Source organism: Enhygromyxa salina (genome assembly GCF_000737335.2).
In the GTDB taxonomy this organism is placed as follows: Bacteria; Myxococcota_A; Polyangia; order Nannocystales; family Nannocystaceae; genus Plesiocystis; species Plesiocystis salina_C.
The window spans coordinates 23,418-46,822 of record NZ_JMCC02000041.1 but is presented as its reverse complement, the minus strand read 5'-3'; the positions used below and the strand labels follow the sequence as shown (position 1 = coordinate 46,822).

The 23,405-nt window shown below is 67.7% G+C and carries 15 protein-coding genes, 1 tRNA gene and 1 pseudogene; 4 read left to right on the top strand and 13 right to left on the bottom strand.

Annotated features, from left to right (window positions below):
* Positions 1–131: 131 nt before the first annotated feature.
* From DB30_RS16925 to DB30_RS16900, 6 genes are all read right to left on the bottom strand, one after another.
* A complete protein-coding gene (locus tag DB30_RS16925) occupies positions 132–575 on the bottom strand; it encodes a hypothetical protein (protein ID WP_146659290.1) in 444 nt (147 codons plus the stop codon).
* Positions 576–640: 65 nt separating this feature from the next.
* On the bottom strand, positions 641–5,776 hold the full coding sequence (locus tag DB30_RS16920) for a translocation/assembly module TamB domain-containing protein (RefSeq protein WP_052550125.1): 5,136 nt from the start codon (positions 5,774–5,776) through the stop codon (positions 641–643).
* Entirely contained in the window at positions 5,773–7,842 is a 2,070-nt protein-coding gene (locus DB30_RS16915) for a BamA/OMP85 family outer membrane protein (RefSeq protein WP_165703812.1), read from the bottom strand. The genes DB30_RS16920 and DB30_RS16915 overlap by 4 nt, the downstream gene beginning before the upstream one ends.
* A 130-nt stretch (positions 7,843–7,972) precedes the next feature.
* Positions 7,973–9,121, bottom strand: a complete 1,149-nt coding sequence (locus DB30_RS16910; RefSeq protein ID WP_052550121.1) for a hypothetical protein — start codon at positions 9,119–9,121, stop codon at positions 7,973–7,975.
* A 37-nt stretch (positions 9,122–9,158) separates the two neighbouring features.
* Positions 9,159–11,102, bottom strand: coding sequence for a serine/threonine-protein kinase (locus DB30_RS16905; RefSeq protein ID WP_052550119.1), 1,944 nt, complete (start codon positions 11,100–11,102; stop codon positions 9,159–9,161).
* A 21-nt stretch (positions 11,103–11,123) separates the two neighbouring features.
* On the bottom strand, positions 11,124–11,915 hold the full coding sequence (locus DB30_RS16900; RefSeq protein ID WP_052550117.1) for an enoyl-CoA hydratase/isomerase family protein: 792 nt from the start codon (positions 11,913–11,915) through the stop codon (positions 11,124–11,126).
* A gap of 24 nt (positions 11,916–11,939) precedes the next feature.
* Between DB30_RS16900 and DB30_RS16895 the strand changes: the two genes are divergently transcribed.
* Positions 11,940–12,392 carry an acyl-CoA thioesterase gene (locus DB30_RS16895; protein WP_165703811.1) on the top strand — a complete coding sequence of 151 codons (453 nt, stop codon included), beginning with the start codon at positions 11,940–11,942 and terminating at the stop codon, positions 12,390–12,392.
* A 333-nt stretch (positions 12,393–12,725) separates the two neighbouring features.
* Here DB30_RS16895 and DB30_RS16890 read toward each other — a convergent pair whose 3' ends face one another.
* Positions 12,726–13,109 carry a hypothetical protein gene (locus DB30_RS16890; RefSeq protein ID WP_052550113.1) on the bottom strand — a complete coding sequence of 128 codons (384 nt, stop codon included), beginning with the start codon at positions 13,107–13,109 and terminating at the stop codon, positions 12,726–12,728.
* A gap of 8 nt (positions 13,110–13,117) precedes the next feature.
* On the bottom strand, positions 13,118–13,903 hold the full coding sequence (locus tag DB30_RS16885) for a hypothetical protein (protein WP_052550112.1): 786 nt from the start codon (positions 13,901–13,903) through the stop codon (positions 13,118–13,120).
* Positions 13,904–13,958: 55 nt separating this feature from the next.
* Here DB30_RS16885 and DB30_RS16880 point away from each other — a divergent pair, with 55 nt between their 5' ends.
* From DB30_RS16880 to DB30_RS16870, 3 genes are all read left to right on the top strand, one after another.
* A complete protein-coding gene (locus DB30_RS16880; protein WP_153258345.1) occupies positions 13,959–15,011 on the top strand; it encodes an ankyrin repeat domain-containing protein in 1,053 nt (350 codons plus the stop codon).
* 941 nt (positions 15,012–15,952) lie between these two features.
* Positions 15,953–16,405, top strand: coding sequence for a hypothetical protein (locus DB30_RS16875; protein ID WP_052550108.1), 453 nt, complete (start codon positions 15,953–15,955; stop codon positions 16,403–16,405).
* Between the two features lie 297 nt (positions 16,406–16,702).
* Entirely contained in the window at positions 16,703–17,386 is a 684-nt protein-coding gene (locus DB30_RS16870; RefSeq protein WP_146659283.1) for an AAA family ATPase, read from the top strand.
* Positions 17,387–18,149: 763 nt separating this feature from the next.
* Here DB30_RS16870 and DB30_RS43110 read toward each other — a convergent pair.
* From DB30_RS43110 to DB30_RS16850, 5 genes and pseudogenes are all read right to left on the bottom strand, one after another.
* A pseudogene (locus DB30_RS43110) lies at positions 18,150–18,362 on the bottom strand (IS1380 family transposase); the annotation flags it as partial.
* A 205-nt stretch (positions 18,363–18,567) separates the two neighbouring features.
* Positions 18,568–20,073: a fimbrial protein gene (locus DB30_RS16865; RefSeq protein WP_153258343.1), complete on the bottom strand. Its 1,506-nt coding sequence runs from the start codon at positions 20,071–20,073 to the stop codon at positions 18,568–18,570.
* Positions 20,074–20,471: 398 nt separating this feature from the next.
* A tRNA-Ala gene (locus tag DB30_RS16860) sits at positions 20,472–20,544 on the bottom strand.
* Between the two features lie 96 nt (positions 20,545–20,640).
* Positions 20,641–23,073, bottom strand: a complete 2,433-nt coding sequence (locus DB30_RS16855) for a WD40 repeat domain-containing protein (protein WP_052550100.1) — start codon at positions 23,071–23,073, stop codon at positions 20,641–20,643.
* A complete protein-coding gene (locus tag DB30_RS16850) occupies positions 23,049–23,405 on the bottom strand; it encodes a hypothetical protein (protein WP_052550098.1) in 357 nt (118 codons plus the stop codon). Before DB30_RS16850 ends, DB30_RS16855 begins: the two co-directional genes overlap by 25 nt.

The following is a 23,405-nucleotide window of genomic DNA, read 5'->3' as shown; positions in this document are numbered from 1 at the left end:
CCGGAGCACGGCACCGGTTCGGACGAATGTGGTCATCCGACACCCAATGCAGCGCTCAGCAGCGGTGCCTACAACGCGAGTTTTGGCGACGAAGCGCTCGGCGAACAGGCCAAGCGAGGCGGCGCGAGCTGCTAGGCCAGCGGTGGACCACGACCGAGGCCGGTCGAGACCAGCAGTCGGGCGATGTCGGCCGACCGGTGCTGCTCGTGCCGCGCATGCCGTCGGATCGAGGCTGCGGACTGCAGCTTGAAGCTCGAGGGCAGAACCCTGAAGCTGGAGCTGGCGTCTTCGTTCTCGTTCTCGCTCTCGCTCTCGACGGCGACGATGTCCTTCGCCGAGCTTGGGCTGGCGTCGCGGTGCCGCCAATGCGCATCTTGCCGGTCGTCGAGCGCTTCGAACTGCGGCGCGGTCTGGACGTCGTCGCTTGCCGAGGCCGCGCTGGCGATCAGCGCAGAAAACGCCTCGGGGGGCGCGGCGAGGCACAGCAATGTGGCGAGGACCAACCCGACAGTGAGCCACAGCAGGCCGAGCGTTGCTCGGGCCGCGTGCCCAAAAGTCGGACTACGATCCAACACTGGCGCGACTATACTCCTAATCGTTGGCTTGTAAATCCAGCCGGGCGACTTGCTCGCGGGCTCCCTCAATCGACTGGTTCGGGCGGGGTCGGTCGCGGGCGCCACGGCACCGCGCCAAAGCTGTGGGTCCAGTACACCCCAACCCCGCCGACCGCGGCGTCGCCAAAGTAGGTCTCGAGTGACCAGCGTCGCGCAAAGTCGTACTCGACCCCAACCTCGGCGGTGTTCTCGTTGTCGGGGGCGTTGTGGTGATAGGTGGTCTCGACCCAGACCTTCGGGCTCACGCGCTTGCCAACGCTCAGGATCGGCTGATCGATGCTGTCGCCGAACCCGATGTTGGCGCGATCGATCCCAAGGTAGCGGTCCAGCTTTTCCTGCAGCTTCGGGCTGCTGACGGCGGCGAGCAGCGACGCGGCCTTGGCCTGGACCTCGCCCTCGCCCTGCCCGAGCTCGGTCGAGCCGGTGACCAGCAAGGTCAGGATCTGGTACTCGCTCAAGGCCGGGCTCGAGCTGAAGTGCAGCTCGGGCGCGCTGGCGCGGCCGCGGATCGTGACGGTGACGTCGGCCTCGGTCGTGGTGGTCTCGGCGATGATGTCGAGGAAGGGGTCGAGCGAGCCGTCCGTGGGCAGGTTGACCAGACCGCGGCGGAGCTCGAAGCGATGCCCCAGCAGCTCCAGGCGACCCCGGCGGGCCTCGAGCTGGCCGTCGATCTCGAGCGCGGCGCGGCGCGTGATGCCAAGTGAACCACCCCAGGCCATGTCGATCGCGGAGCCGCTGATCCGCAGCGGATCGCGTAGCTCGAGGCGAAGGTCGAGCTCGGAGCCCACGGCCGCAACGGTGGTCTCGGGCTCGGTCTGGGTCGGGGCGGAAGCCTGCGCGTCGGCGGCGGACACGAACACGATGTCGGCGGTGCTGGGGACCGACTTGGGCGCCTCGCCGGTGCCCGACGCGACCTTGACCTCGCTGCGGGCGAGGGCGACGAGGACGCGGGTCTTGGCCGGCGTGAGCGCGACGTCGATCTCGACGTCACTGTCGATCGTCATCGCCGGCAGCCCGGGCCGGACGATCGGAAACTCGGAGATCTGGATCTCGAGGTTGGCCTGGACCCCGGCGTTCGCCGCGTCGAGGCTGGCCCGACCGCTGCCAGTGACCTCGCCACGCCCGGCGCCAACCGACAGCGTGCGCAGATCGACGCTCTGGTTGTCGAAGTCGATCGCCACGGCGATGTCTTGAAGCCGCTGGCGCAGCGGGATCACGGTGACGGCGGCGTCGTGGAGCTCGACGGTGCCCGAGAGCTGCGGCGTGGCCACGACGCCGCGACCCGTGAGCTGGGCGCTGAGGGTCCCGGTTGGATCGTGAAGGGACGGGGCCACGAACGGGCCAAACAGCTCGAGCGCGAGCGCGGGCGCGTCGAGGTCGAGGGTGAAGGGGACCTCGCCGATCACCTGATCCCCGGCCATGAGGGCGGCGACGTCGGCGTCGAGGCCGGCGCTGAGCGTCAGGCGCTCGTCGACGCTCGGGCGCAGCTCCAGGGCCAGACCCTGGTGGCGTTCGTCGAGCACGAGCGCGCCGTGGATGCCCAGCGATGGCTCGCTTGTGGTCGAGACTTGGCCGTCGAGTGCGGCCGTGAGCGCAAACTGCGAGAGCGTGCCGCCGCCGTCCACGTCGAAGCGCAGGGCGGCGTTGAAGTCTTTCTCGGTCGCGCCGGGACCGAGCAGCGCGGTGACCAACTCGCGGTCGAGCCCGCGGCCGCGGGCGCTCACGCGGTGGTCGCCGTGCTGATCCCAGCCCACGCGGATGTCGTCGAGGTTGGTCAGCGCCACGATCAACGGGACCTCGAGCTTGGCGGTGATCAGCTGGTCGCCGCGGCGGACCAGGTCGGTCTCGACCCGGGCGCGCTCGTGATCGACGACGGCCAACAAGGTCAGATCCCCGACGCGCTCGGCCTGCAGCTGCAGATCGGCCAAGCGCGCGGCGAGCTCGAGCTTGGGATCCGCGAGGGTGCCCCGCACCAGCACATCGAGATCCGCGCGTCCGGCCAGGGCGAGCGCGCCAATGTGGGGCTCGAGTCGGTCGAGCTCGACCTCGTGGACGTGGATCTCTGCGTCGATCCGGGCGTCGGCGTCGAGCTCGAAGCTTGGCTCGGGACCCAGCGCGACGTGGATCGGCAGCTCGAAGCGCGCGTCGAGGCGACGGGCCAGGGGTCCGTCGAGGGCGAAGCTCCCCGTGGCCAGCCCCGCGCGCAGCTCGACGCCGACGCTGGCGTCGCCGAGCGGATCCTCGGCGTGGGTGAGCTCGCTGGCGTTGACGCTGGCCACCAGCCACGGAACCTCCTGGGTCGCCTTTGTCGGCCCGGTCGCCGGGCCGCGGCCTTGGATCGACGCCGAGACGCGACCGCCGAGATCAGCCTGGGCGAGCGCGCTGGCCAGCGCCGGGAGCTTGGGGCCCAGGGTCTGCTCGAGCGCGTCGAGATCGAGGTCGACGAGCGAGACCGTCACCGCGTGCTCGGCCTCGCGCTTCCACTTTAGCCCCGGTCGCGTCAGGTTGAGCCACACGGGGATCTCGAGGTCGAGCCCGAGCTTGGCCATCGGGAGCTCGGCGTCGAGATCGAGGAGCAAGCCTGCGTCGCCGAGCGAGGACCCGATCACCACCGTGCCCAGCTTTGTGCGATCAATTGTGATGTCGCGGGCGCTGGCGATCAGCTGCGCGCGTGGGCGGGTGCTGGTGCCGCTGAGCGTGAGCTCGACGTCGACAAGACCGGTCGGGATCAGCCGCGGATCCCCGGGCGGCGCGCTCGCGTCTGGGGGGATCTGCCGCCACCAGCTCGGGGTTGGCGGCATCATGCCGCCGATCTCGAGCAGGTTGAACTCGCGGACCAGCAGTCGCGCCGCGAGCGGGCGACCCGGTCGCAGCCCGACCTGCTCGCCAAACCGCAGGGGCACGCGGGCGTCGAGCTCGACGGTCTTGGCGAGCGGGCCCGCGACGCGAAGCCGCGCCAGTAGCTCACCCGGCGACGTGCATTGGCCGACGCTGGCGAGCTCAGCCGCGAGCGTGCGTTCGAGACCCGCCGCGCCGCACAAGTTGGCCGCGAGCTCGACCTCACCGATCCGGTTGTCGTCGATCTCGAGCGTGTCGGCGCGGAGCCGAGCCCAGCCCGAGGGGTGATCCAGGCGGCCACGCAGCGTCGCCTCGAGGTTGATCCGCCCGCGCAGCCGCGGACCCGGGACGACGGCGTCAACCCGCGCGAGGTCGACCCCGAGCAGCTCCACGTGCAGGTCGCTGGCTTGATCCGCGAGCCCCACGTGGCCGTGTGCGGCGATCAGCCCGCCGACCGCGTAGGCCTGAAGGTCGCGCACGGCGATCCGCTCGGGACTGATGGTGATCCGCGTCGGGCGAGCGAGCGTGAGCTCCACGGGGGCCGTGCCGCGCGAGGTCACCAGCATCAGCTTGGCGAGGTCGATCTGCTTGTCGGGACCCGCCAGCGACAAGCTCGCGTCGATCTCGAACCGCTCGCGCATGCCCTGTCCGCGACCGGCGACGGTGATCCGCTCGGGGGTGCCCGCGGCCGTGAGCTGGGCCTGGTCGAGGCTGACCGCCGCGTGGCGCAGACTTTCAATCCCGAGCTGGGCGTCGAACGCCACGGGGTCCGCGAACGGGGACACCGCACCGGTCAGCGTCGCCTTGCCCAGCTGGGTGTCGAACCCGGCGACGCGCTCGACCCCCAGCGCGATCGGACAGCGCGTCGTCGCCAGGTCCTGGCCCAGCTCGCTTGCGCAGCTGCCCGTGAGCTCCAGCGAGCCGCGGACGGCGGCCAGCTGTGGTTGATCGAGGTAGGGCGCGAGCAGCTCGAGCGGGGCGCCGAGATCCGGAATCACGAACGACCAGCTGGCATCGAGCGCCCGCGCGTCCGAGCTGGCGACCGCGGCCTTGCCCTCGAGCGCGGGCCCCCGCAGCTCGAGCCACGCCGATCCGCGCGGCGGCGACAGGCTGGTCGCGTCGCCGCCCGCGTCGAGCTCGAGCGCGGCGCCGCTGCGTGAATCGTTGGCCCGCAGCTCGAGCGTGGCCGCGAGCGCCCCCTCTGCGTCCTGCTCGAGGCCGGCGTCGAGCACCAGCGCGAGCGGGCCCTGCTCGGGGTGAAGCTGCGCTGCAGCCAGCGTCGCGTCGAGGTGAAGGTCGACGCGGCGCGCGTCGGGTGCGGGGGTCGAGGCCTTGGCGATCAGCGCGAGCGTGTTCCCGCGACCCAGCGCGGCCACCACAATCAGCTGGGCCTGCGCAGCGGGATCATCACGCAGCTCCCCGTGAACCCGCACCACGGCCTCGTCGAGCCCCCGGAGCTGCTCGAGCCCCAGGCGGTCGGCGAGGCTGTCCACGTTGGCCTCGAGCTGCAACCCCACCTCGCCAGTCGACGCTGCGAGGTTGGCGGTGGCGGACTCGAGCGTGTGCAGGCGCCCAAGCTCGGTCTGGATCTCGAGCTGCTCGAGGGTCACCTCTGGCTCCGCCCAGGCGAGCGCGAGCGTCAACCCCTCGACCCGCAGATCCTGCTGCGGGAGCGCGGTGCCGACCAGCTCGAGCTTCGCCCGTGCGCTGCGCTGCATGCCCGTGATCTGCAGCGTCAACAGCTCGTTGCTGACCAGCAGTTGATCGGCGAGGTAGATCTTCGTGTCCGTGAGCTCGAGCGCCGCGCGGATCCGGATCGGCAGGTTGGGCCCCAAGCCCTCACTGGGCTCCGCGGGGGCCTCACTGGGGGCCGCCAGTGCGCCCCAGTCGTGGTCGACCCAGACCTCGAGCTCGTGCAGCTGCACGCGCTCGAGCCCTGCCTCGAGCCGCAGCAGGTCCGCCATCTGAAGATCGAGCAGCACCGAGCTCGCGCGGACCAGCTCGCGCCCGTCACCATCGCGCAGCTCGAAGCCCTGCAGCTCGAGGCCCGCCCCCAAGCTCCCGCTCATGCCCTGCCACTCGACCTCACCGGGGATCCCGGCGTCCCAGCGCTCGAGCGCGAACCGAGCGACCCCCTGCGACGCCGCCGGGACCCACGCGACGATCAGGATCGCCAGCGCCACCAGGCCGATCAGCCCAACGATCGGGCGGACCAGCCAACGCCACCAGCGGCGCCGCTTGCTGGGCGGCGTGTCGGGCGGCGCGTCTGGGAGCGCGTCTGGGAGCTCGCCCGGCGTGGGGCTGGGTTCGTCAGCTTCGCTCAAAAGCTCTCTCCCAACCCAAAGTGCAGCGCCCAGATCGGCTCGCCTTCGGACAGCGGCGTGTCGTTGAGCCGGAACCCGACGTCGAGCCTGAATTTGCCGATCGGCGTGTCGTAGCGCAGCCCCCCGCCAGCGCTGTAGTTCCACTCCTTGGGCACGAAGCTGGCGACCCCCGCTTGGACGTCGCCGCCATCGACGAAGCCGGCGACCCACAGCTGCTTCCAGGTTCGGACCCGCACCTCCACGTTGGCGAGCACGGCCGTGTTGCCGCCCACTGGGATCGACGTGCAGGTGCCGTCTCGGTAGTTCTCGCCGGGCTCGCAGTCGTCAACCCGCGGTGAGAGCCGACGCAGGCCCCAACCGCGGACGGTGTCGGTGCCGCCAAGGTAGCTGCGCAGGTCGATCGGCGCGCCGGGTTGATCCCCAAACGGGAAGATCAACCCAACCCGGGCCCGCGCCGCTATCTGCAAGCGCTCGATCGGCCGCCAGTACAGGCGCACGAAGGGGGTGATCTCTTGGAAGTCATACTGGCCGCCAAACGGCCCACCCGCGACCTGGTAGTCGATCCCGATCACCGCGCCTTGGTTGGGCGCCGCGATCTGATCCACGGCGAACACCGTGGCCCCCAGCCCGACCGCGCTGATGATGTAGGGGTCACGAAAGTCCAGGCTCAAGAACGTGTCTTGGGTGCGCAGCGTCGGCGAGATCGAGAAAAAATTAACGTAGCGCAGCGTGTGGTTGAGCCGCAGCTGAACCCACCGGGTGAAGAAGCGCGAGAGCCCAAATCGGTGACTCGACGACCAATATTGGTAGCCCTGCTCGATGCCCAGCTCGAGCTTGGGCTCTAGCGTCCAGACCAGGTGCTTCTCGAGCAGGCCCTTCTTCTCGGCGTGAAGATCAATCTCGGCGAACGGACCGTGGGCCTGCGGCTGGATCAGGTTGGGCAGCTCCGCGTAGCCGGCCCGCGCGGTCAGCCGCAGCCGGTACAGCGCACGAAACAGGTTCTCGTGGCTGTAGCGGGCGCTGACTCGTTGGTCCCAGCGGTTGGGCTCGAACCCAAGACCCACCCCCACGCGGATCCGCTGGGGGTCGCTCTCTTTGACCGCGATCTCGAGATCCAGCGTCCCCGTCTGATCGGCGTTCAGCGTCACGTTGGACCGGTCGCTGGGCTGCTGGTCGATCGTGACGGTCGAGAACACCCCAAGCGCGTAGGTTCGCTGCTCGATCTGTTGGACCAACGCGGGCGAGTAGGGCCTGCCGATCAATCGCTCGAGCTCGACCCGGACCGGGCGCTCGGGCACCGTCGCCAGCCCGGTGATCTCGAGCTCGCCGATCCGCATGAACGGGCCCGGGCGAACCTCGAAGTCGACGCTGGCCGTCTGGGCCTCGGGGCTGACCCGGGCCAGGTGCTCGACGGACGCGTAGGGGTACCCGGCTTGGCGCAGGCGCTCGCGCACGGCGGCCGCCGAGCGGTTGATCGCGGGCACTTCAAATGGATCGTCGACCTCGATCGAGATCAGCTTGGCGATGTCCGCGGGGTCGACCGAGGGCGCGCGCGCGAACGCGGTGCTTCGTTGTTCCCGCGAAGGACCGACCGCCGGCCCCTCGGGCCAGCGCAGCTGCACGGCGCCAACGCGGGTCAGCGGGCCCTCTTCGATCACGAAGGTCAGATCGACCCGCTTCTTGCGCTCGCGCTTGCGCTTACGCTCGATGTGGTCGACGCGGACGTCGACGACATCGGCCTCGAAGTAGCCGTGGGCGTGATACAGCGCGACGAGGCGCTCGCTGTCGATCGGGATCAGGCCCTCGTAGAACCAATAGCGCTGCGGTGGGAGCCGCTCGGTCGGCCGCAGCTCGAGGTACTCGTGCAGCTCGCCGGGCTTGAACCGCTCGTTGCCCTCGAACTCGACCTTGCGGATCAGGTACTCGGCGCCGCGCAGCTCGGCGGGGCTCGGGCCGTGCTTGCAGGCGCCCAGGCCCAGCCCCAAGACGAGGAGCAATAGTTGGCAGCCCCAAGCGAGCGCCCTCGCGCCGGTCTCGCGCGGTTGCGCGGTCACACCTGGGGGCACGCGCGCAGCATAGGGTGTGTGCGCGGCAGGCGTCCACGTCTCGTGGTTGGGCTGGGTCTTGCGACCGGCGCTGCAACACACTGGCGGGCCTCCTCGACGGCCCGCAGCGAGCGCAGTGGCGCGACGCGAGCTATCCGAGGCAGGCCATCAACTCGGCGCTGCAGTTGGCGTCGATGCAGTCTTGGTCCTGGCAGTCGTTGTCGACCGCGCACTCGGCCACCGCACCGAACACGGCCTGGGCCATGAGCTCGCCCTGCGTCACGCAGTTGTACTCGCACAGCTCCGCGCCCGCGCAGGCCTCCACGCACAGGGCGATGTCGGCGCAGCTCCCGTCACCCGCCACGCACATGCCCCACTCGTTGGGGCAGGCCATCTGGGTGCAATCAAAGTCGTTGCAGTCCTCGATCTGCGCGCAGCCGAACACGCTCTCGGCCTCGGCCTCGGTCTCGGGCGTCGCGGGGGTGCAGGTCAGGTCGCAGACGGGGTCGCCGTCGCAGTCGATCAGGCACTCGGCGATCAGCGGGCAGGGCAGGGTGTCGCTCATCCCACCCACGCAGCTTTGCAGCTCGTTGTTGCAGTTGTCGAAAATGCACTGCTGGTCCTGGCAGTCATTGTCGATCACGCACTCGTCGAGGGCTTGAATCTGCTGTTGCGCCAGCCCGGATGACTCGACGAAGCAATCGGTCTCGCAGACCTCGTCGCCGCCGCACATCTCGGAGCACTCCGCGAGCTGGCCACAAGTGCCGGTGCCCGTGTAGCAAGCGTAGACCTCGCCCGCACAGTTTTGCTCAATGCAGTTTTGGTTGTTGCAGTTGTTCTCGAAGGCGCACTGCAGCAACGCCCCGGACTCGACGACCGCGTTGGGGCTCGCGTCGGTGAAGCAAGCCTCTTGGCAAGCCATGTCGCCGTTACACGCGAACAGGCACTCGTTGACGATCGGGCAGGCGAGACCCTCGTCGCCGGGGTCGCCGTCGCCGTCACCGTCGCCGTCGCCATCGCCGTCGCCGTCGCCGTCACCATCGCCGTCGCCATCACCATCACCGTCGCCATCACCCGGATCGCCATCACCGTCACCGTCACCGTCACCGTCACCATCACCGTCACCATCACCCGTGCTGGTCCCGCAGTCCCCCTCGAGGCAGGCGTCGGTCTCGCTGCCGCTGGTGTCGGTTCCTTCGGTGGTCGTTGCTGGGCTGTCATCTCCACAAGCCGCGATCAACGAGGCGAGCGAGAGCAATGAGAGCGAGATCAGGTGAACGACGCGAGCATGCATGGTCATGCGCGCATCATATCGGGCTTGGCGCCCAGGTGTTGGGTCATTGCCGATCTGGGCCAAATGCCTCGATCCGGACCGCCCTCGCGCGGGCCCGATCCGCGGCCGCGGCTTGGGGGACAGGTAGCAGCGCGGCCCGGAGGTCGAGCAATTCAGCGAGCAAGTCTGGGTCGCGCGTGGGCTCGAGCTCGGCCCGCTCGATCGCCGCATCGAGGCTGGACAAGCCGAGCGCTGGCTGGTCCAGCGCGAGCGCCAGTCGCCCCCGGAGCAGCGCGATCTGGCTACGCAAGACGGACGCCCCCGGCCCTGTCAGGGCCTGCGCGTAGTCCAGGAGCCGCACGGCCTGCCACAGACGAGTGGCGCGCTCAGCCTGCTCGGGCGCCGCATCTGTCGTCGCCACGGCGCTGGGCTCGGCCGCGAGGACGAACTCGACCAGCGCCAGCCAAGCGCGGACCGCCAGCTCGTGGTGGTTTGCCGTCCCGGCTCGGGCGACGGCATGCAGATCGCGCTGCGCGGCGTCGAGCTGGCCGGCCGCGGCCGCGAGCCGGCCCCGCAGCAGCGTGTGCTCGAGATCCGCGGCGTCCAGATCAGCTGCCTCGTCAACGCGCGCGAGCTCGGTCGCGGCGTACTGCTTCATGCCTGCGGGTGCGAGCGCGAGCATCAGCCTGGTGCGCGCCCGGGCGATCGCTCGCGCTTCGCTGCGGGCAGGCGCATCGCTGACGGCGATGCCCAGCTCGATACACCGGGCCGGATCGCCAAGGCTGCGCAGCCCCGCGTAGGGCCTTGCCGCGAGGGCATCGAGCAGATCTGGGCTGCCGTCTTCACCGCTCGTGCTCAGCCCGGTCAGCGCGTTGATCGCGAGCCTGCGATCCTGCAGGCAGCGCTCGCGCACCGCCTGCAGACCCGGGGTGATGCGCTTGGCGCGAAGGTCGTGGCACAGCTGGGTCTGGCCGGCCGCCCACGCGGCGCTCGAGCGTTCCAGACCTTCGCTGAGTCGCTGACTGACGAGCGATCCAGCTGGCGTGCGCGGGTCGATCTGGGCGCGCAGCTGGGCCTCGAGCGCGGGGTTCCACGCCAGCGCGCGGGCGGCCTGGGCATCGCAGGGATCGTGACGGGTGATCCCAACCACCAGGCCAACGGTGATCGTCATGGTCACCAGCGTCGCCGCGATCACCCGACGCCGTCGCTGTTGCTGGACAGGTGATCGCTCGATCGCCCGGAGCAGCCTCTGCATGTCGTCGAAGCGGTGGTTTGGATCGTGGGCCAGGCCCCGGATCACGACCTCGTGAACCCACGCGGGGGCGCGCTCCTCTGCTGCGATCTCGACCCGCTTGCCACCCTTGATCTGGGCCGCGAGCGCTTCGCGTGTGTCGCCAGCGAAGGGCCGCGCGCCATACAGCGCCTCGAACAGCACCACGCAAAACGAGAACATGTCGCTGCGCGCGTCGGCCGGCTCGCCGCGCAGCTGCTCCGGCGCCAGGTAGCGCAGCGGGGCCCCGTCCGATTGCTGCGATCGCGCCAGGCCAAAGTCGAGCACGCGCACGCGGCCGCTGCTGTCGATCATGACATTGCCCGGCTTGAAGTTGCGGTGGACCAGCCCGACATCATGGGCAGCGGCCAGGGCGGCCCCAGCCTGACGCAGGACCGCCAGCGCCTCTTGCCACGAGTACGGACCACGCGACAACCACGCCGCGAGCGACTGCCCGTCCACGTACTCCATTGCGATGCACAGCTGGCCATCGACCTCGCCGACATCGTGGATCGTGACCACATGCGGGTGGGTCAGGCCGGCCATTGCGCGGGCGTTGGCCAGCAGCTGGGCCGTGCTGTTGGGCTGCTTGGCCTCCGTCGTCGGCGCCAGCAGCTTGAGCGCGACCTTGCGATCCAAGTCGGGATCGATCGCCACCCAGACCTCACCCATGTCGCCGCGGCCGATGCTCTGCACCAACACGTAGCGCCCAAACATGGCGCCCGCGGAGCCGGTCATGGGCGTAGACGACACGGCCGGTCAGCGCCCCGTGAACTCGGGCTTGCGCCGCTGGTTGTAGGCCGCGAGCCCCTCGCGGGCGTCCTCGCTCTCGAACAGGCGCTGCTGAAGCTCGCGCTCGAGCGCGAGGCCATCCGCGATCGCCACCTCGGCGCCGGTCTGGCACGCCCGCTTGATCAGCCCGACCGCCCGCGACGCCGCGTTGGGCGGCACGAACTGCTGCGACCAGGCCCGGACCTTGGCGTGGAAGTCATCGTGCGACGCGGCCTCCCACAGGTGGTCGAACAGCCCAAGCTCGAGCGCGCGGGCATGGTCGAAGGTGTCACCCACGGCCATCAGCTCGATCGCCTTGGGCTTGCCGACCAGGCGCACCAGCCGTTGGGTGCCGCCGGTGCCAGGCAGCACCCCCAGCTTGACCTCGGGCAGCCCGGCCTTCCCGGCGCCAGCGCGGGCGATGCGAAGATCGCAGGCCAGCGCGATCTCGAGGCCCCCGCCAACGCAGTGCCCATCGATCGCCGCGATCACCAGCTTGGGCGTGTGCTCGAGCCGCAGCAGCGTCTCGTTGGCGTGCAGGCAGAAATTGTACTTGAAGTAGGGATCCGCGCCGTCGAGCATGGCGATGTCGGCCCCGGCGCAGAAGAACTTCTCACCGGCCCCCCGGATCACGATGACGTGCACGCTGGCGTCGAAGCGGGCCGTCAGGATCGCCGCGTCGAGCTCGGTCATCATCTCGCGCGAGTAGCAGTTGGCGGGCGCGTTGTTGAGGGTGAGGGTCGCAATCCCTTCGGCGGCGGCGTACTCGACGAGTGACATGGGCCGAGCATACACTGCCGCATCGTGACCACGTCTACTGGCCCCGGCGTGCACAAGCTCGCCATCGAGGTCCGCTTCGGCGACTGCGACCCCGCGGGAATCGTCTACTTTCCGCGCTTCTTCGACTTTTTTCACCAAGCCATGGAGACCTGGTTTCCGGCCCACCTTGGGTTTGGCTACGACGAGTTCGTGCGGGTTCGCAAGCTGGGGTTCCCGGCCGTGCACACCGAGGCGGACTTCGAGCGGCCGAGCCGGTTTGGGGAGCGGATCGAGATCCACCAGCGGGTGACCAAGCTGGGGCGCAGCTCGATCGGGTTTGGGTATGAGGTTCATGGGGTGGACGGGCGGCGGGCGACCGGGCGCAGCGTGTGTGTTGTCATGAACCTCGACGAGCGGAGCCCCGAGCACGGGAAGTCGGTCGCCATACCCGAGCAGCTGCGGGCGCGGATCCTCGCGTTCGGGGTTAGCGAAGCCTGACGCGAAGGAGCGCAGCGTTCGACGTCAATTACCCTCGGGTAACATTTTTGGATGAGGCAACACGACCGGAAAAAATAAATGTCGTCGATCAGCGCAGCGACCACGCCCGCAGTCGCCGAAGCCCAAGGTCGTTGTGGGTCACAGCCGGACACGTGAGTGGAGAGGTCCCCAACAGCGATAGATGCCCAGACAAGAGCCCCCTTCGAGGGGGCCAATCATGCCCCTGCGAACAAACGGCCCGTGGGGAGCGAGCGCAGCGAGTGACCGCGAGGTGCGAAGGCGGCTGTGGGGGTCTTAGAAGGCCTGCGAAGTGCGAAGGCGGCTGTGGGGGTCCTAAAGAACCCCGCAGACTGCTAGTGCGGCGCAGTCTTGCAGGCTCAGCGGGTCGAGGTCGGGGAAGGTGCCGCCCGAGCACGACCCGTAGGCATCGTTGAGGCAGTCGAAGTAGGCCGTGATGTCACAAGGGTGGCCGCCGAAGCTCGAGCATTGCAGCGTGCCAGCGAGCGAGGGTACGCAGGCGGCGAGTGTGTCCTCGAGCGCCTCGCAGGCGGCGACCGGGTTGGCCGAGTTGGTGTCACCGGTTGGGCCGCCGCTCTCGGGTGCGCCCGAGCCTAATGAGGTGTTTGCGTTGGGCTCTTCGGGGGCATTGGGGTCGAGTCCGCAAGCAACGAGCGAGCCGAGGCTCAGGCACAACATGAGATAGCGTGTGTTGGTCATGCTTGCTCCTAAAACTGTCCCGAGAGGCTGACGCCTCCGCCGTTGCGGTCGGCCATCATGCCCGCTCGGATCGCCTTGCTGTTGCCGCCGAGCAGGCCGAGCCCCGTAGCGAGCGCGCCCGTGCCGACAGCCAGCAAGCCGGCTCCGTAGCTGACAAATGCCGCCGTGTTGTGGGCCGACTGGGCGTACTCGGGCCGAAACTCGCCGATGTACGCCGGAATGCTGGCCCACTCGCCCGCGCCGTAGAAGATCAGCACGAAGCTGCTGACCACGAGCGCGCCGCCGCTGCCGACGAGGACGGCACCGCTGCTTCGCAGCCGCCGCTGTCGCGCGAGCGTGGTCACTGGATCGTTGGCGACCCCCGCGTTGCTAGCGAAGATCTTGGCGCCAAACCCAGACATGAACGCGCCCGCCACCGTCAAGGTCGAGCCCATCACGACACGCGGGATCCGAGGTTGGAGCCCGTAGCCGACGGGGTCGAAGGTGATCAGGCCCTGGCTGCCGATCTCCGTCTGGCCGGCTTTGCCCGCGAACGTGAGCCCAGCGATGGCGGCAAAGGTGACGCCGGCACCAAGCAGGATGCCACCGGTGATCCGCATTCGGGGATCGCCAGCGACCACGCTGCGCGACGGGATGGTGGGCGCGAAGTCAGAGTGGTCGGGTTGCGCCTGGGCGACCGGTGCAGGGGGCTCGGGCTCGGGCTCGGGCTGGGCGACCGGCTGGGGCTGGGCGACCGGCTGGGGCTGCGCGACCGGCTGGGGCTGGGGGTCTGGCGACGCGTACTGACCCGGCATCGGCGGGAGCGGCCGGCCGCTCTGAACCGGCGGGTCGCTTGCGGGTGCTGGGTTCGTGGCCGGTGGTGTTGCCTGTGCACGAACGGGGAAGCTCAGGAGCGCGACGGCGATGCAAACGCTCAGAGTTCTCACCTTGAAGATCATGGTGGACGGTACTGGGGGGGCGAGTCGGCGTCAATGGGGCCGCGACCGTGAGTGCGAGCGGCCCGACCGCGCCGGCTTGCTCGTAGGTACGGCCGAACGAACCTTCGTGCATGATCAGCTTATGGTGAATGTTTGCCTGGTTCGCGGGCTCCGGTCTCTACGTGTGACAAAAAGCGTCCCAATTCGGAGCTGTCTAACTGTAAAGTCCCGGGATGCATGCGAGCGGTTGGTCAGATGGGCGGCTGTGGTGACGAACGACGAGAAGTTACTTGCGGCCGTGCGCTGCGGTGACGTGGAGGCTGTCCGCGAGCTGCTTGGCCGCGGCGCGAATCCGAACGCGGCCGACGAGGACGAGGGACCGGCGTGGGCGACTGCGATTGAGTCCGACAGTGTTCCGATCGTCGACGCGCTCCTGCGGGCGGGCTGCGCTGTGGATCCCCACGAGGCGCTCAACCTGGTCCGTGGCGTGGCGATGCTTCGCCGGCTCCTCGACCATGGGGTGGATATTAATGGGGGCGACGAGGGGCAGGATCCTCCGATTTATGCGATCGCTACTGATCACATATTTGAGGCGTTCTTGCGGGCAGGGGCCGACCCCAACCGCACGACCAGCGAGCATGAGACCCCGCTGACCTTTCACGCGTCGTGGGGGAACCTGGCGGTTGTCGAGCGGCTGCTCGAGTATGGGGGCGATCCTAATTATGTGGACACCGAGGTTGAGCGATCTGTGCTCGAGTATGCGGCGGAGTGGGGGAATTTGAACATCGTCATCGCGCTGTTGGACGCGGGGGCGGACTTGCACCGATCGTTCGAGGGGAAGACTGCGCTGACTCATGCGCTGTTGGGGGGGCATGTGGCGGTTGCGGAGTTGTTGGTGGAGCGGGGGGCGGTGGTTGGGGAGGCTGATCGGGGGGCGTTGGAATTGCTGGCGTTGCGGATCGGGAAGTTGGGCGGGGAGGGGTGAGGGGCCGCGTGGGGTAGGGGCTGCGCGTGGCTGTAGGCTTGGCGGATGAGCTCTGATCTGCTGACCGTACACGTCACTCGACGGCTTCGATGATACGGTCGACGAACTCGCCGATGAGCGCCCGGCGCTGACGTCGGGAAACTGCGCCTCGAGGTCATCGCTCGTGAAGTGGCCGGCGATCTGAGACGCCCGCGAGCGGCCGAGGCCATGGCCGACCTCGCTGGCCGAGACGCCCCGTGACTCAGCCGCTGCGCTCCACTACCCTGTTCCCGTGGAGCGTCTCTTCGTCGCCGTCGCTGTCATGATCGGTGCCACCCTCATCGTCTGCATCCGATCCAGGCTTGGTTACTTTGCCTGATCCACAACATGTGAAGAAGCCGTGCAACACGGTCCTGCGCCGGCGGATGAGCGGCTCGCGCTCGGGTTGCCGCGGATCCTCGTCGACACCAGTTCACTCCACCATCTGAGACTGCCTGCGGCGACGACACGCGAAGTAGACAACGCCGTGCTCCAGAATTCCGCAACGTAGATACACCTCGAACTCGTCCGTGACGAACCCAAGCGGCCAGGATCGGCCCACCCAGGAGGAGCCACGAATGTACGGTCGGCAGCGGTCACACAGCGAGCGGTGCGTGTTCACCAACGATCTCTCGTGAGCAAAAACCGGCCCATTTTGGGCCGGGCACATTCGTCTGGTCGGCGAGATTCAGGATCGCACGGGCCTGATCAAATGTTCGCAAGCTCCGTCGCATCCTCGCCCAACCGTCAGCCCCGTGATGCGACCGTGGCGGCCGTGCACGTCGAGCTGAACCCTGACCGGCGGGTACTCAGCTGCCGCGGTTGCGCATCGTGGGATGGGAAACCACACGCGACCATCTGGCGACCGCACTGGCAATGAATTGCCAGTTGCAAGTTCACGAGCCAAGTGAGACCGTCTGAAGATGAGCCAATCGCCGAAGCGACAGATCAACCTGCCTGGCTTCGGCCCGCTCCACATCGCCGCCTTCATCCCCGTCGTCTTATTCGCCCTTGCGATTGTCGGCGTAGTCAGCTTCGCAGTCGTTGACACGATACTTCATCCACCGACCCCGGAGGAGCGCGCGGAGCGGGCCTCCAAAAGGGCCGCCGAGAAGGAAAGGGAGGAAGCCGCAGGGGTTGCCAAGGAGCAAAAAAAGAGAAAAGAGATGGGGTACCTCGATGACCCTGAGTCCAAAAAGACTGCGAAGGCGGCGATCCAGTCGGCTGGGTACTCATGCCCTGGAGTGCAGGGGGTCCGAGCGATGGGCGACAAGGGGCGAGGTCCAGTGCTGCGCGTTCAGTGCACGAACAATGTCTTTTTCTCGCTGACTATTCTGCCTGGCAATCGTGGCTACACGGTTACCATCGATGAATGAAGCGTCGGGTCGACGCACAGATGACCGGCGGTGCAGGTAGCGAGGCCCTACGTCTCGACGTGCCGAGCTACCGGACCGAGAAGGCCAAGAGCAAGAAGAAGGACTGATGATCATGAGTGGGCTGCGACCAAGCTCGAACGACAACTACCCCGCACGCGTGGTCGCCGTGGGCGAGGTGAGCAGGTCCCGCACCGGCAAAAGTAAATGTCGCTGACCGGAAACTTTAATTGACGTCGAACATACTACGAGCGACTACGCCGAACTTTCACGTATCTCGCCACCGTCCCCGGCCTCGGCCTGCTGACCGGCGACGCCGGCTCGGGCAAGACCGCGGCGCTACGTAATCTGCGCGATCAGCGGCCCGAGCCCGAGTACCGAATTGTGTATATCTGCGACAGCTCGGTCACACCCGCGGGTGTCTATCGCAAGCTCGCGGCAGCGCTCGGCCTGAAACCAGCGCGGCAGCGCGACGCATTGTGGCGACAGCTCAAGACGACGATCGAGCACCTCGTCGATGTCGAGGGTGTGATCCCGACTCTCGTGCTCGACGAGGCCCAGCACCTGCCAGACAGCCTCTTCCTGGACCTCACGGGCTTTCTCAACCGCAACTTCGACCGTCCGGAACTGCTGACAGTGTGGCTCGTGGGCCTGCCCTCGCTCGCCGCTCGAATCGGCATGCGCCAGCACGCCGCGCTCGCAAGTCGTGTGGCAGCGACCAACGTCATGCCGCCGCGCGGACGTGAGGACTTCATGGAGCTGCTCGAGCACGGGCTGAAGGTCAGTCATGGGCTGCCACGTCAGGCGAGCCGGCTGCTACGGACCAGCTTGATGCTCGCGCACGACCGAGACCAGAGCTTCGTCGACGAACGGGTGATGCTCGATGCGTGTGAGGAGCTGCAACTTGGCCGGCCGAGTGTCACACCGAGTGGTGCCGAGACCGAGCAGCCTCGTGGCGATCGCGGGACGATATCTCGCAAATAACGCGGGACGGTACAATGTAGCACGTGGAGGCATGACCCCCATACTTTGCTGGTCGGGATGGCCGGGTGATGTTGTCCATCTGCGATTCGAGTCAGGAGTGAGAGCTTCAGCATCTCCGGAGGATGTACCTTCCATGCGCTGGAAATGCTCGCAAACAGCGCCATCAGGGTCGGGTTGTTGTCGTTGAGGCGATCGAGGGCGAGCTCCCATCGCGAGCAGAGCATGAACATGTGAGGTGGTAGGTCGATGAGTGGCTTCTCCCGGTGACCGCCGCTCATTATCTTGCTCTTCATGTCCTCGAAGGTGTCTGGGAAGACGAGGGTACACCCCAGCGCGAGCGAGGGACGAAGTAGGTTGACTCGAGCTAGGTCTCGAGTCCGTCGAACTCCCGGGTAAGGTCGAGCTCGAGCCGGTCCCGCGGGTTCGAGCCGAGGAACAGGAGCGCGATCTGTTGGCCGACCTCGGCACCTGACACGAAGTGATTCTACTCGTTTTCGGGGAGCCTCACGCTCGGGCCAGAGACTGGTCCTGCAGGGATCCCAAGGGCAGTGTCGATCCCTGGGTTCGCGCGCAGGTCATCGAGGAGTCGCTGCGCATCGACGTACGTGCCGATGAGCCGTTCGGAGCGAGCGCGAGGCCGCGCGACGACCTTCGCCCGGTAGACTTCGACGACCCCCGTGCCTTCCGAGATCGCCCAGCAGCGAATGGGATCGGATCTTCAAGAACAAGATGGCGACCTCGGCCGCGATCGATCGCCTGGTGCGATCGCCTCAGCAAGCCCGAGCGAGCGGACCAGGTTGTGGATCGCACCGATGCCACCGAACGAGAGCGCCCGGACTCGACCCGACAGCTCGTAGCGAACTCGGCCAGCATCGAGCTAGGGTCCGGCGTCACGCGGCGCCATGCCACCCCTGGCTTGCCTGAGGGAGCGGTCGACCTTCTCAGCTCGTAGTTCTTGGAGTAGGATTCGGTTCACCTGAAGAGTTCCTCGTCGCGTTCGCGGAAGGTGTTGCTACCCCTCGTACGCTGGGCTCCTCAGGTGAATTCCATCCTTTTGCTGTCTTGCAGCGCTTATTCATGGCCTAGGCCCCGCGTCCGCCGACGATCGGCGGATGCCAACACCATCGCTGAGCCCCGAGGAATTAGGAGCTGAGCTGGACAGCCGCCAGCTTGTCCAACTTTTAGGGCACGTCGGCGCCAGCGACGTCGGGAGTCGCGGGCACGTTGGGGCGTACGTCGCCGTTATTGTCGATGTCCATGGCAGGATCGCCGACCGCCCACAGGGCGGCAGTTTGAATCGCAGGCGGATGGTCGCCCGACAAGTGGAGGTCGCCGGTGACGTAGTTCGAGAACCAGTTGATGTTGAAGGGGCCCAGTGCAATATTCTCGCCCATCACGCCGCTGAGGGCGCTTGTCTCGATTGAAATTCCGGCACAGGCAACCTCCGCGCCGTTCGAGGTCAGGATGATGCTATTGCGGACGGTGCCTGCCCCGCTACCCCCGCATTGTAGCGCCGGGGTGGCGACCGCGGGGGCGAGGCCAAGAGTCGAATAAACGACGTCAACCGTACCGTCGGCCACCGACAGCGCCGGGTTGCTGGACTGGCCTCCGACGAAACTGTTCTTGAGCGAGAGCGTCCCACCGGAATCGACGGCGATGTTCCCTCCCGCGTTGCTAACGATGCGGCATCGATCCAGATATGCACTCCCTCCGGAAACAGTGACTCCGGTGTCCTGACCTGACTGCACCTGCACGCCCGAGAGAACGAGGACACCACTGGGGTTTACGGTGATGGTTGAAGTTGGCCCCGTTCCCCCAATACGTGGTAGTTCACCGGGCGCATTGAAGATTGCGATTGGCTTCGACACTGAGACAGTTTCGCCATAGTCGAGTTGACCGCCTATTTCGTGAAGCACGATCATCGCCTCTGCTCCAGACGCAGCGAGTGCCGCCGCAATTGAGCAGTAGGGATTCATCTCGCTGCCATTGCCAGGACCACAGTTGGCGTCGCCGTCCACATGTACCAGGCTGGCCGGGTCGAAGCAGTTTCCACCCGTGAAGTTACAGGCGCTCGCGGGGCATTGGTCGTGTGTGTTGCACCCGACGCATTCGTTCGCGTCTACGTCGCAAACTGGCGTTGTATCCGCGCACGCGTCTTCCTTCCCGCTCGCACACTGCGCGCAGACTCCCGCCTCGCAGACCGGAGTGTTTGGATCTAGTCCTGCGCAAGCGGTGTCGCCGTCTGCGGTGCCCTCGCAGTTGACGCAACTGCCAGTGTCGGCGTCACAGAAAGGCGCGACCAAGTTCGTGCAGTCCTCGTCAACCACGCAAGGGCCATCGCCATCGCCATCGCCATCGCCATCGCCATCGCCATCGCCATCGCCATCGCCATCACCCTCAGCCATGTCGCTGCACTCCGGTTCCTCATCATGCGGGTGTGCCTTTCCGTCGCAGTACCAACAGCCGAGGGGGATCTCCTGCTGGCAGCCGTCGTTGGTTATCTCGTCGACGCACGTGTTGTCCGAGCAGTAGGCGTTCTCCCAGTCTGGGTGCTGCTGGGCGCAGTAGTTGTCGCCGTCGTTGTTGACGCAGTGGTCTGGGTTCGGCTCGATACAGCCCTGCAGGGCGGGGGTAACGAGTCCGAGAGCGAATCCCGAAACAATGGTGAGGATGAGTCGGTTGCTCACTGGATAAGTGTCCGCGCGCCGCCTGGTCCAGTCAAGCGTCCGCTTCGAAGGCTGTCGCCACCAGAGCTTCAACTCAGCGGTTTTCGATTGTTTCGACCTTCCCAGGCCCGTGGCAACGCCCCCCTCACGTGCACGCGAGGGGACCCCGGGAGTCGCAAGTGAGCGTAGAGGCAGCGACCACTTCTGCATCAGCACAGAAGGAGGCCTGTAGCCGGACGGCAAACGAGAAGCTCTGGCACATCTCAAGCTTGAGCTCGGTGTCGCTCCTGAAGCCGAGGCCCCTGGGGATCCGCGAGTGCTCGCGAACCGAACGACTAGGTGGCGCTCGAAGTCGAGCCATCGCCCACTCCTCCAAATTGAAAACAGGCAGCCAGAAACTTCCAGCTGCCCGTCTTCGATGGAGGCAAAGGGACTCGAACCCTTGACCTTCGCACTGCCAGTGCGATGCTCTCCCAACTGAGCTATGCCCCCGGGATCCCCGCCCCACACACGTGCGAGCCGGGAGCGGGTGCATAGCCCGGCTCTCGCCGACCGTCAAGACCCCCGCGTCGCTCCGCGATCCGCCCCTCACGCACCCGAAAACCCCCCAAGCGCCCGCCCATCCGCCAGCGACCAGCAGCTCACGCGCCCGAACGCGCTCACGGCCAGCACCTGCCCATCCGGCGACACGGCCAGCCCGCTGATCCGCGCCGGTCCAGGGTCGATCCGCAGCAGCTCAGCCCCCGTCTCGCGGTCGCTCACCCGCACGCAGTCACCCGCGGTGACCAGCGCGCGCCCATCGGGTGTCCAGCACAGCGAGCGGATCATCCCCGCGTGCAGCCCCACCCGAGTGAGCTCAGTCCCATCGGCATCCCAGATCACCAGCCCCCCGTCGGCCCCCGCGGCGACGAGGTGATCACCCTCGGGCGCCCAGCGCAGCACGGCGCTCCCATGGCCAACGTCCCCGATCACCCGGCAGCGCCCAAGCTCGTCAACCGCGCGCAGCGAGATCTGCCCAGACCGGCCCCTGAGCGCCAGGGTGTCACCGCCAGGATCCACGTCGATCGCCGTCGCGCCGTGCTCCAAGGAAGCGCTCGCGCGCGGGATCATGACCGCAGCCTGCCCGTCGTCGCTGGGCGTGTAGGCCCACGCGTGCAGCTTGCCGTCGTGATCACCGCTGATCAGCAGGTCGCGCCCGGGCACCGTCGCCACAGCCGAGACAACCGAGCGATGAAAGCGGGCCCGCGCGAGCGTGTGGCGGGACTCGAGATCCCACAACACCGTCAGCCCATTGCCAGAGCCGATCCACAGCCGCGCCCGCGCTCGATCCAGCGCCACGCTGGTCACGTAGGCGCCGCGCTGCTCCGCCAGCCGCCAGCGCGGCTGCAGATCCCCCGCCGACAACCCGGTCACGCAGTCGCCAAGCACCCACAGCTCGCGCCCGTCGATCGAGTATTCGATCCACTTGCCCTCACGCAGTCGCGCGCCGTCAATCCCGTCTCGAAAGCCGAACCACGGCGTGGACTCAACCGGCTGATAGATCGCCCGGGTCTGCACGCGGCGCGGCACGGGAGCGTTGGCCTGCTTGCGACTTCGCACCAAACGCCTGGCGGAGCGCTGCTGACGTACAACGAGACCGCGTCGCATACGCCAATTGGCATACCCAACGCCAGGGTCGAGGTCGGGCGCGTGGACATGGTCATATTCGCCAAAGCCCGCGGCCTTTGCCAAGTTCGTCAGCGTCTCGCGTGCCAGCGGATCGGGGGCGTGGCTGACGAACTCGATCGCATCAAACTGCGCGCCGATCTCACCAAGCAGCGCGCACACGTCGGCAATTCGGTAGTCGCTCGGCTTGCGGCCATCTTCACTGCGCACGCGCAGCTTGGTGCGCGCGCCTTCGCGGACGAATTCCAGCGAGACGCTAAACACGTCGAGTCGCACGCGCTCGAGCTGCGGCCACGAGCGCATCGCCTGCAGCCACACGGTCGCGTCAGCGTGGCTCTCGTGGTCACGGTTCAATGGAAACCCCGACAGCCGAAAGCAGGTCAGGCGCTGGCCAAGCGGGGTCTCGAACAACCACGTGTACGCGTTGGGGTGGCGCGAGAGGCCGTGGTCATCGAGGTGCAGCCACACCTCGCTCACGTTCGCGAGCCACGGGGCCCGAGCGGCGCGCAAGTGATCGATCTCGAAGGGCGGCAGCTGATCCACAAAGATCGGGCCAAGCGAGCGCAGGCCAGACGGCGCGCCGTCGTGGTCGCAGAGCTGGCGCAGCTGCGCGAACCCAAACCCACCCGCGCGCCGCAGCGCTCGCAGGTTGGGGTGCGTCAGCAGCTCGACGTCATCACAGTCGAGCTCGCGCACGGTCGCCCACGCGGGATCACTGATCGCGGCCCGCTCGGTCTCGGAGTCGAACAAGACCTCCGCGCGGCAGACAAAGCCGTGCTCGTAGCGGACCGTCTTGCGCTCGATCACGGCGGCCAATGGGCCGAGCCAGGTGAGGCCGTGCTGATCCAGCAGCTGCCGCTCGCGCTTGCTGGGTGGATCGGCGACGTCGCGCGCGAGCTGCAATTGCACGAACTCGCCGCGGGGATCACCAGCAGAGATCAGCGCGTCGGCCCAGACCATGCGGTGCTCGATCACGTCTGGCTCGGCGTAGACACGGGCAAGCAGCTCGGCCGTGAGCGCGTCCTGGCGGGCGTCGCCAGCCCGCGGCGCGACCCCGGTCGTGGGCGCGGCGAGCTCGGTAATACAATCACGCAGCGCGGCGATCTGCTGGCGCTGGTCGTCACTGGGCGCAGGCAGGCGCTCGGGCAGCCGCTTCAACAGCGCGAGGCAGCGACCGTTGAGCATCGGCCAAAACTGCGAGCCGCCACCCAGCCGCTCGAGCCGCCGCTCGAGCACGGGCCGCAGCCGAACATCTGGCGCGGCCTTGAGCATGATGAACATCCGCGACCAGATCCCAAAGTTCGAGGCCGCCATCACCGGGGGCTCGGTGATCATCCGCCCAAACGCGGTGTGCAAGCGCGGGTCGTCGGCGAAGCGCGAGAGCAGCTCGAACCGGGCCTTGATGCGCTTGCCAAGCGGCCCCGAAACATCCCGGGCAGCAGCAACTCCAGCTCGAAGCTGGCCGCGCCGGTGGCCTTGGCCATCCACGCGGCGTGGTAGTCGGCGTCGCCCAAGCTGGGGTCAATCGGGGTGAGCGAGGCCGTGAGCTTGGCGCTGAGCGCCTCGACCAGCTCGGCGAGCGCGGGCCAGCGGTGGTGCTGTCGCCACGCCAGGATCAAGTAATCGAGGGCGGCAACAGGATCAGGATCACCGCTGAGCGCCTTGGTCGCCGCCGCGAGAGGGTCCAT

Coding starts and splice junctions, on each gene's coding strand:
- DB30_RS16910 (WP_052550121.1), bottom strand. CDS start 9,121: ATGACCATGCATGCTCGCGTCGTTCACCTGATCTCGCTCTCATTGCTC.
- DB30_RS16905 (WP_052550119.1), bottom strand. CDS start 11,102: ATGACCGGCTCCGCGGGCGCCATGTTTGGGCGCTACGTGTTGGTGCAG.
- DB30_RS16900 (WP_052550117.1), bottom strand. CDS start 11,915: ATGTCACTCGTCGAGTACGCCGCCGCCGAAGGGATTGCGACCCTCACC.
- DB30_RS16890 (WP_052550113.1), bottom strand. CDS start 13,109: ATGACCAACACACGCTATCTCATGTTGTGCCTGAGCCTCGGCTCGCTC.
- DB30_RS16885 (WP_052550112.1), bottom strand. CDS start 13,903: ATGCCGGGTCAGTACGCGTCGCCAGACCCCCAGCCCCAGCCGGTCGCG.
- DB30_RS16875 (WP_052550108.1), top strand. CDS start 15,953: ATGAGCCAATCGCCGAAGCGACAGATCAACCTGCCTGGCTTCGGCCCG.
- DB30_RS16850 (WP_052550098.1), bottom strand. CDS start 23,405: ATGGACCCTCTCGCGGCGGCGACCAAGGCGCTCAGCGGTGATCCTGAT.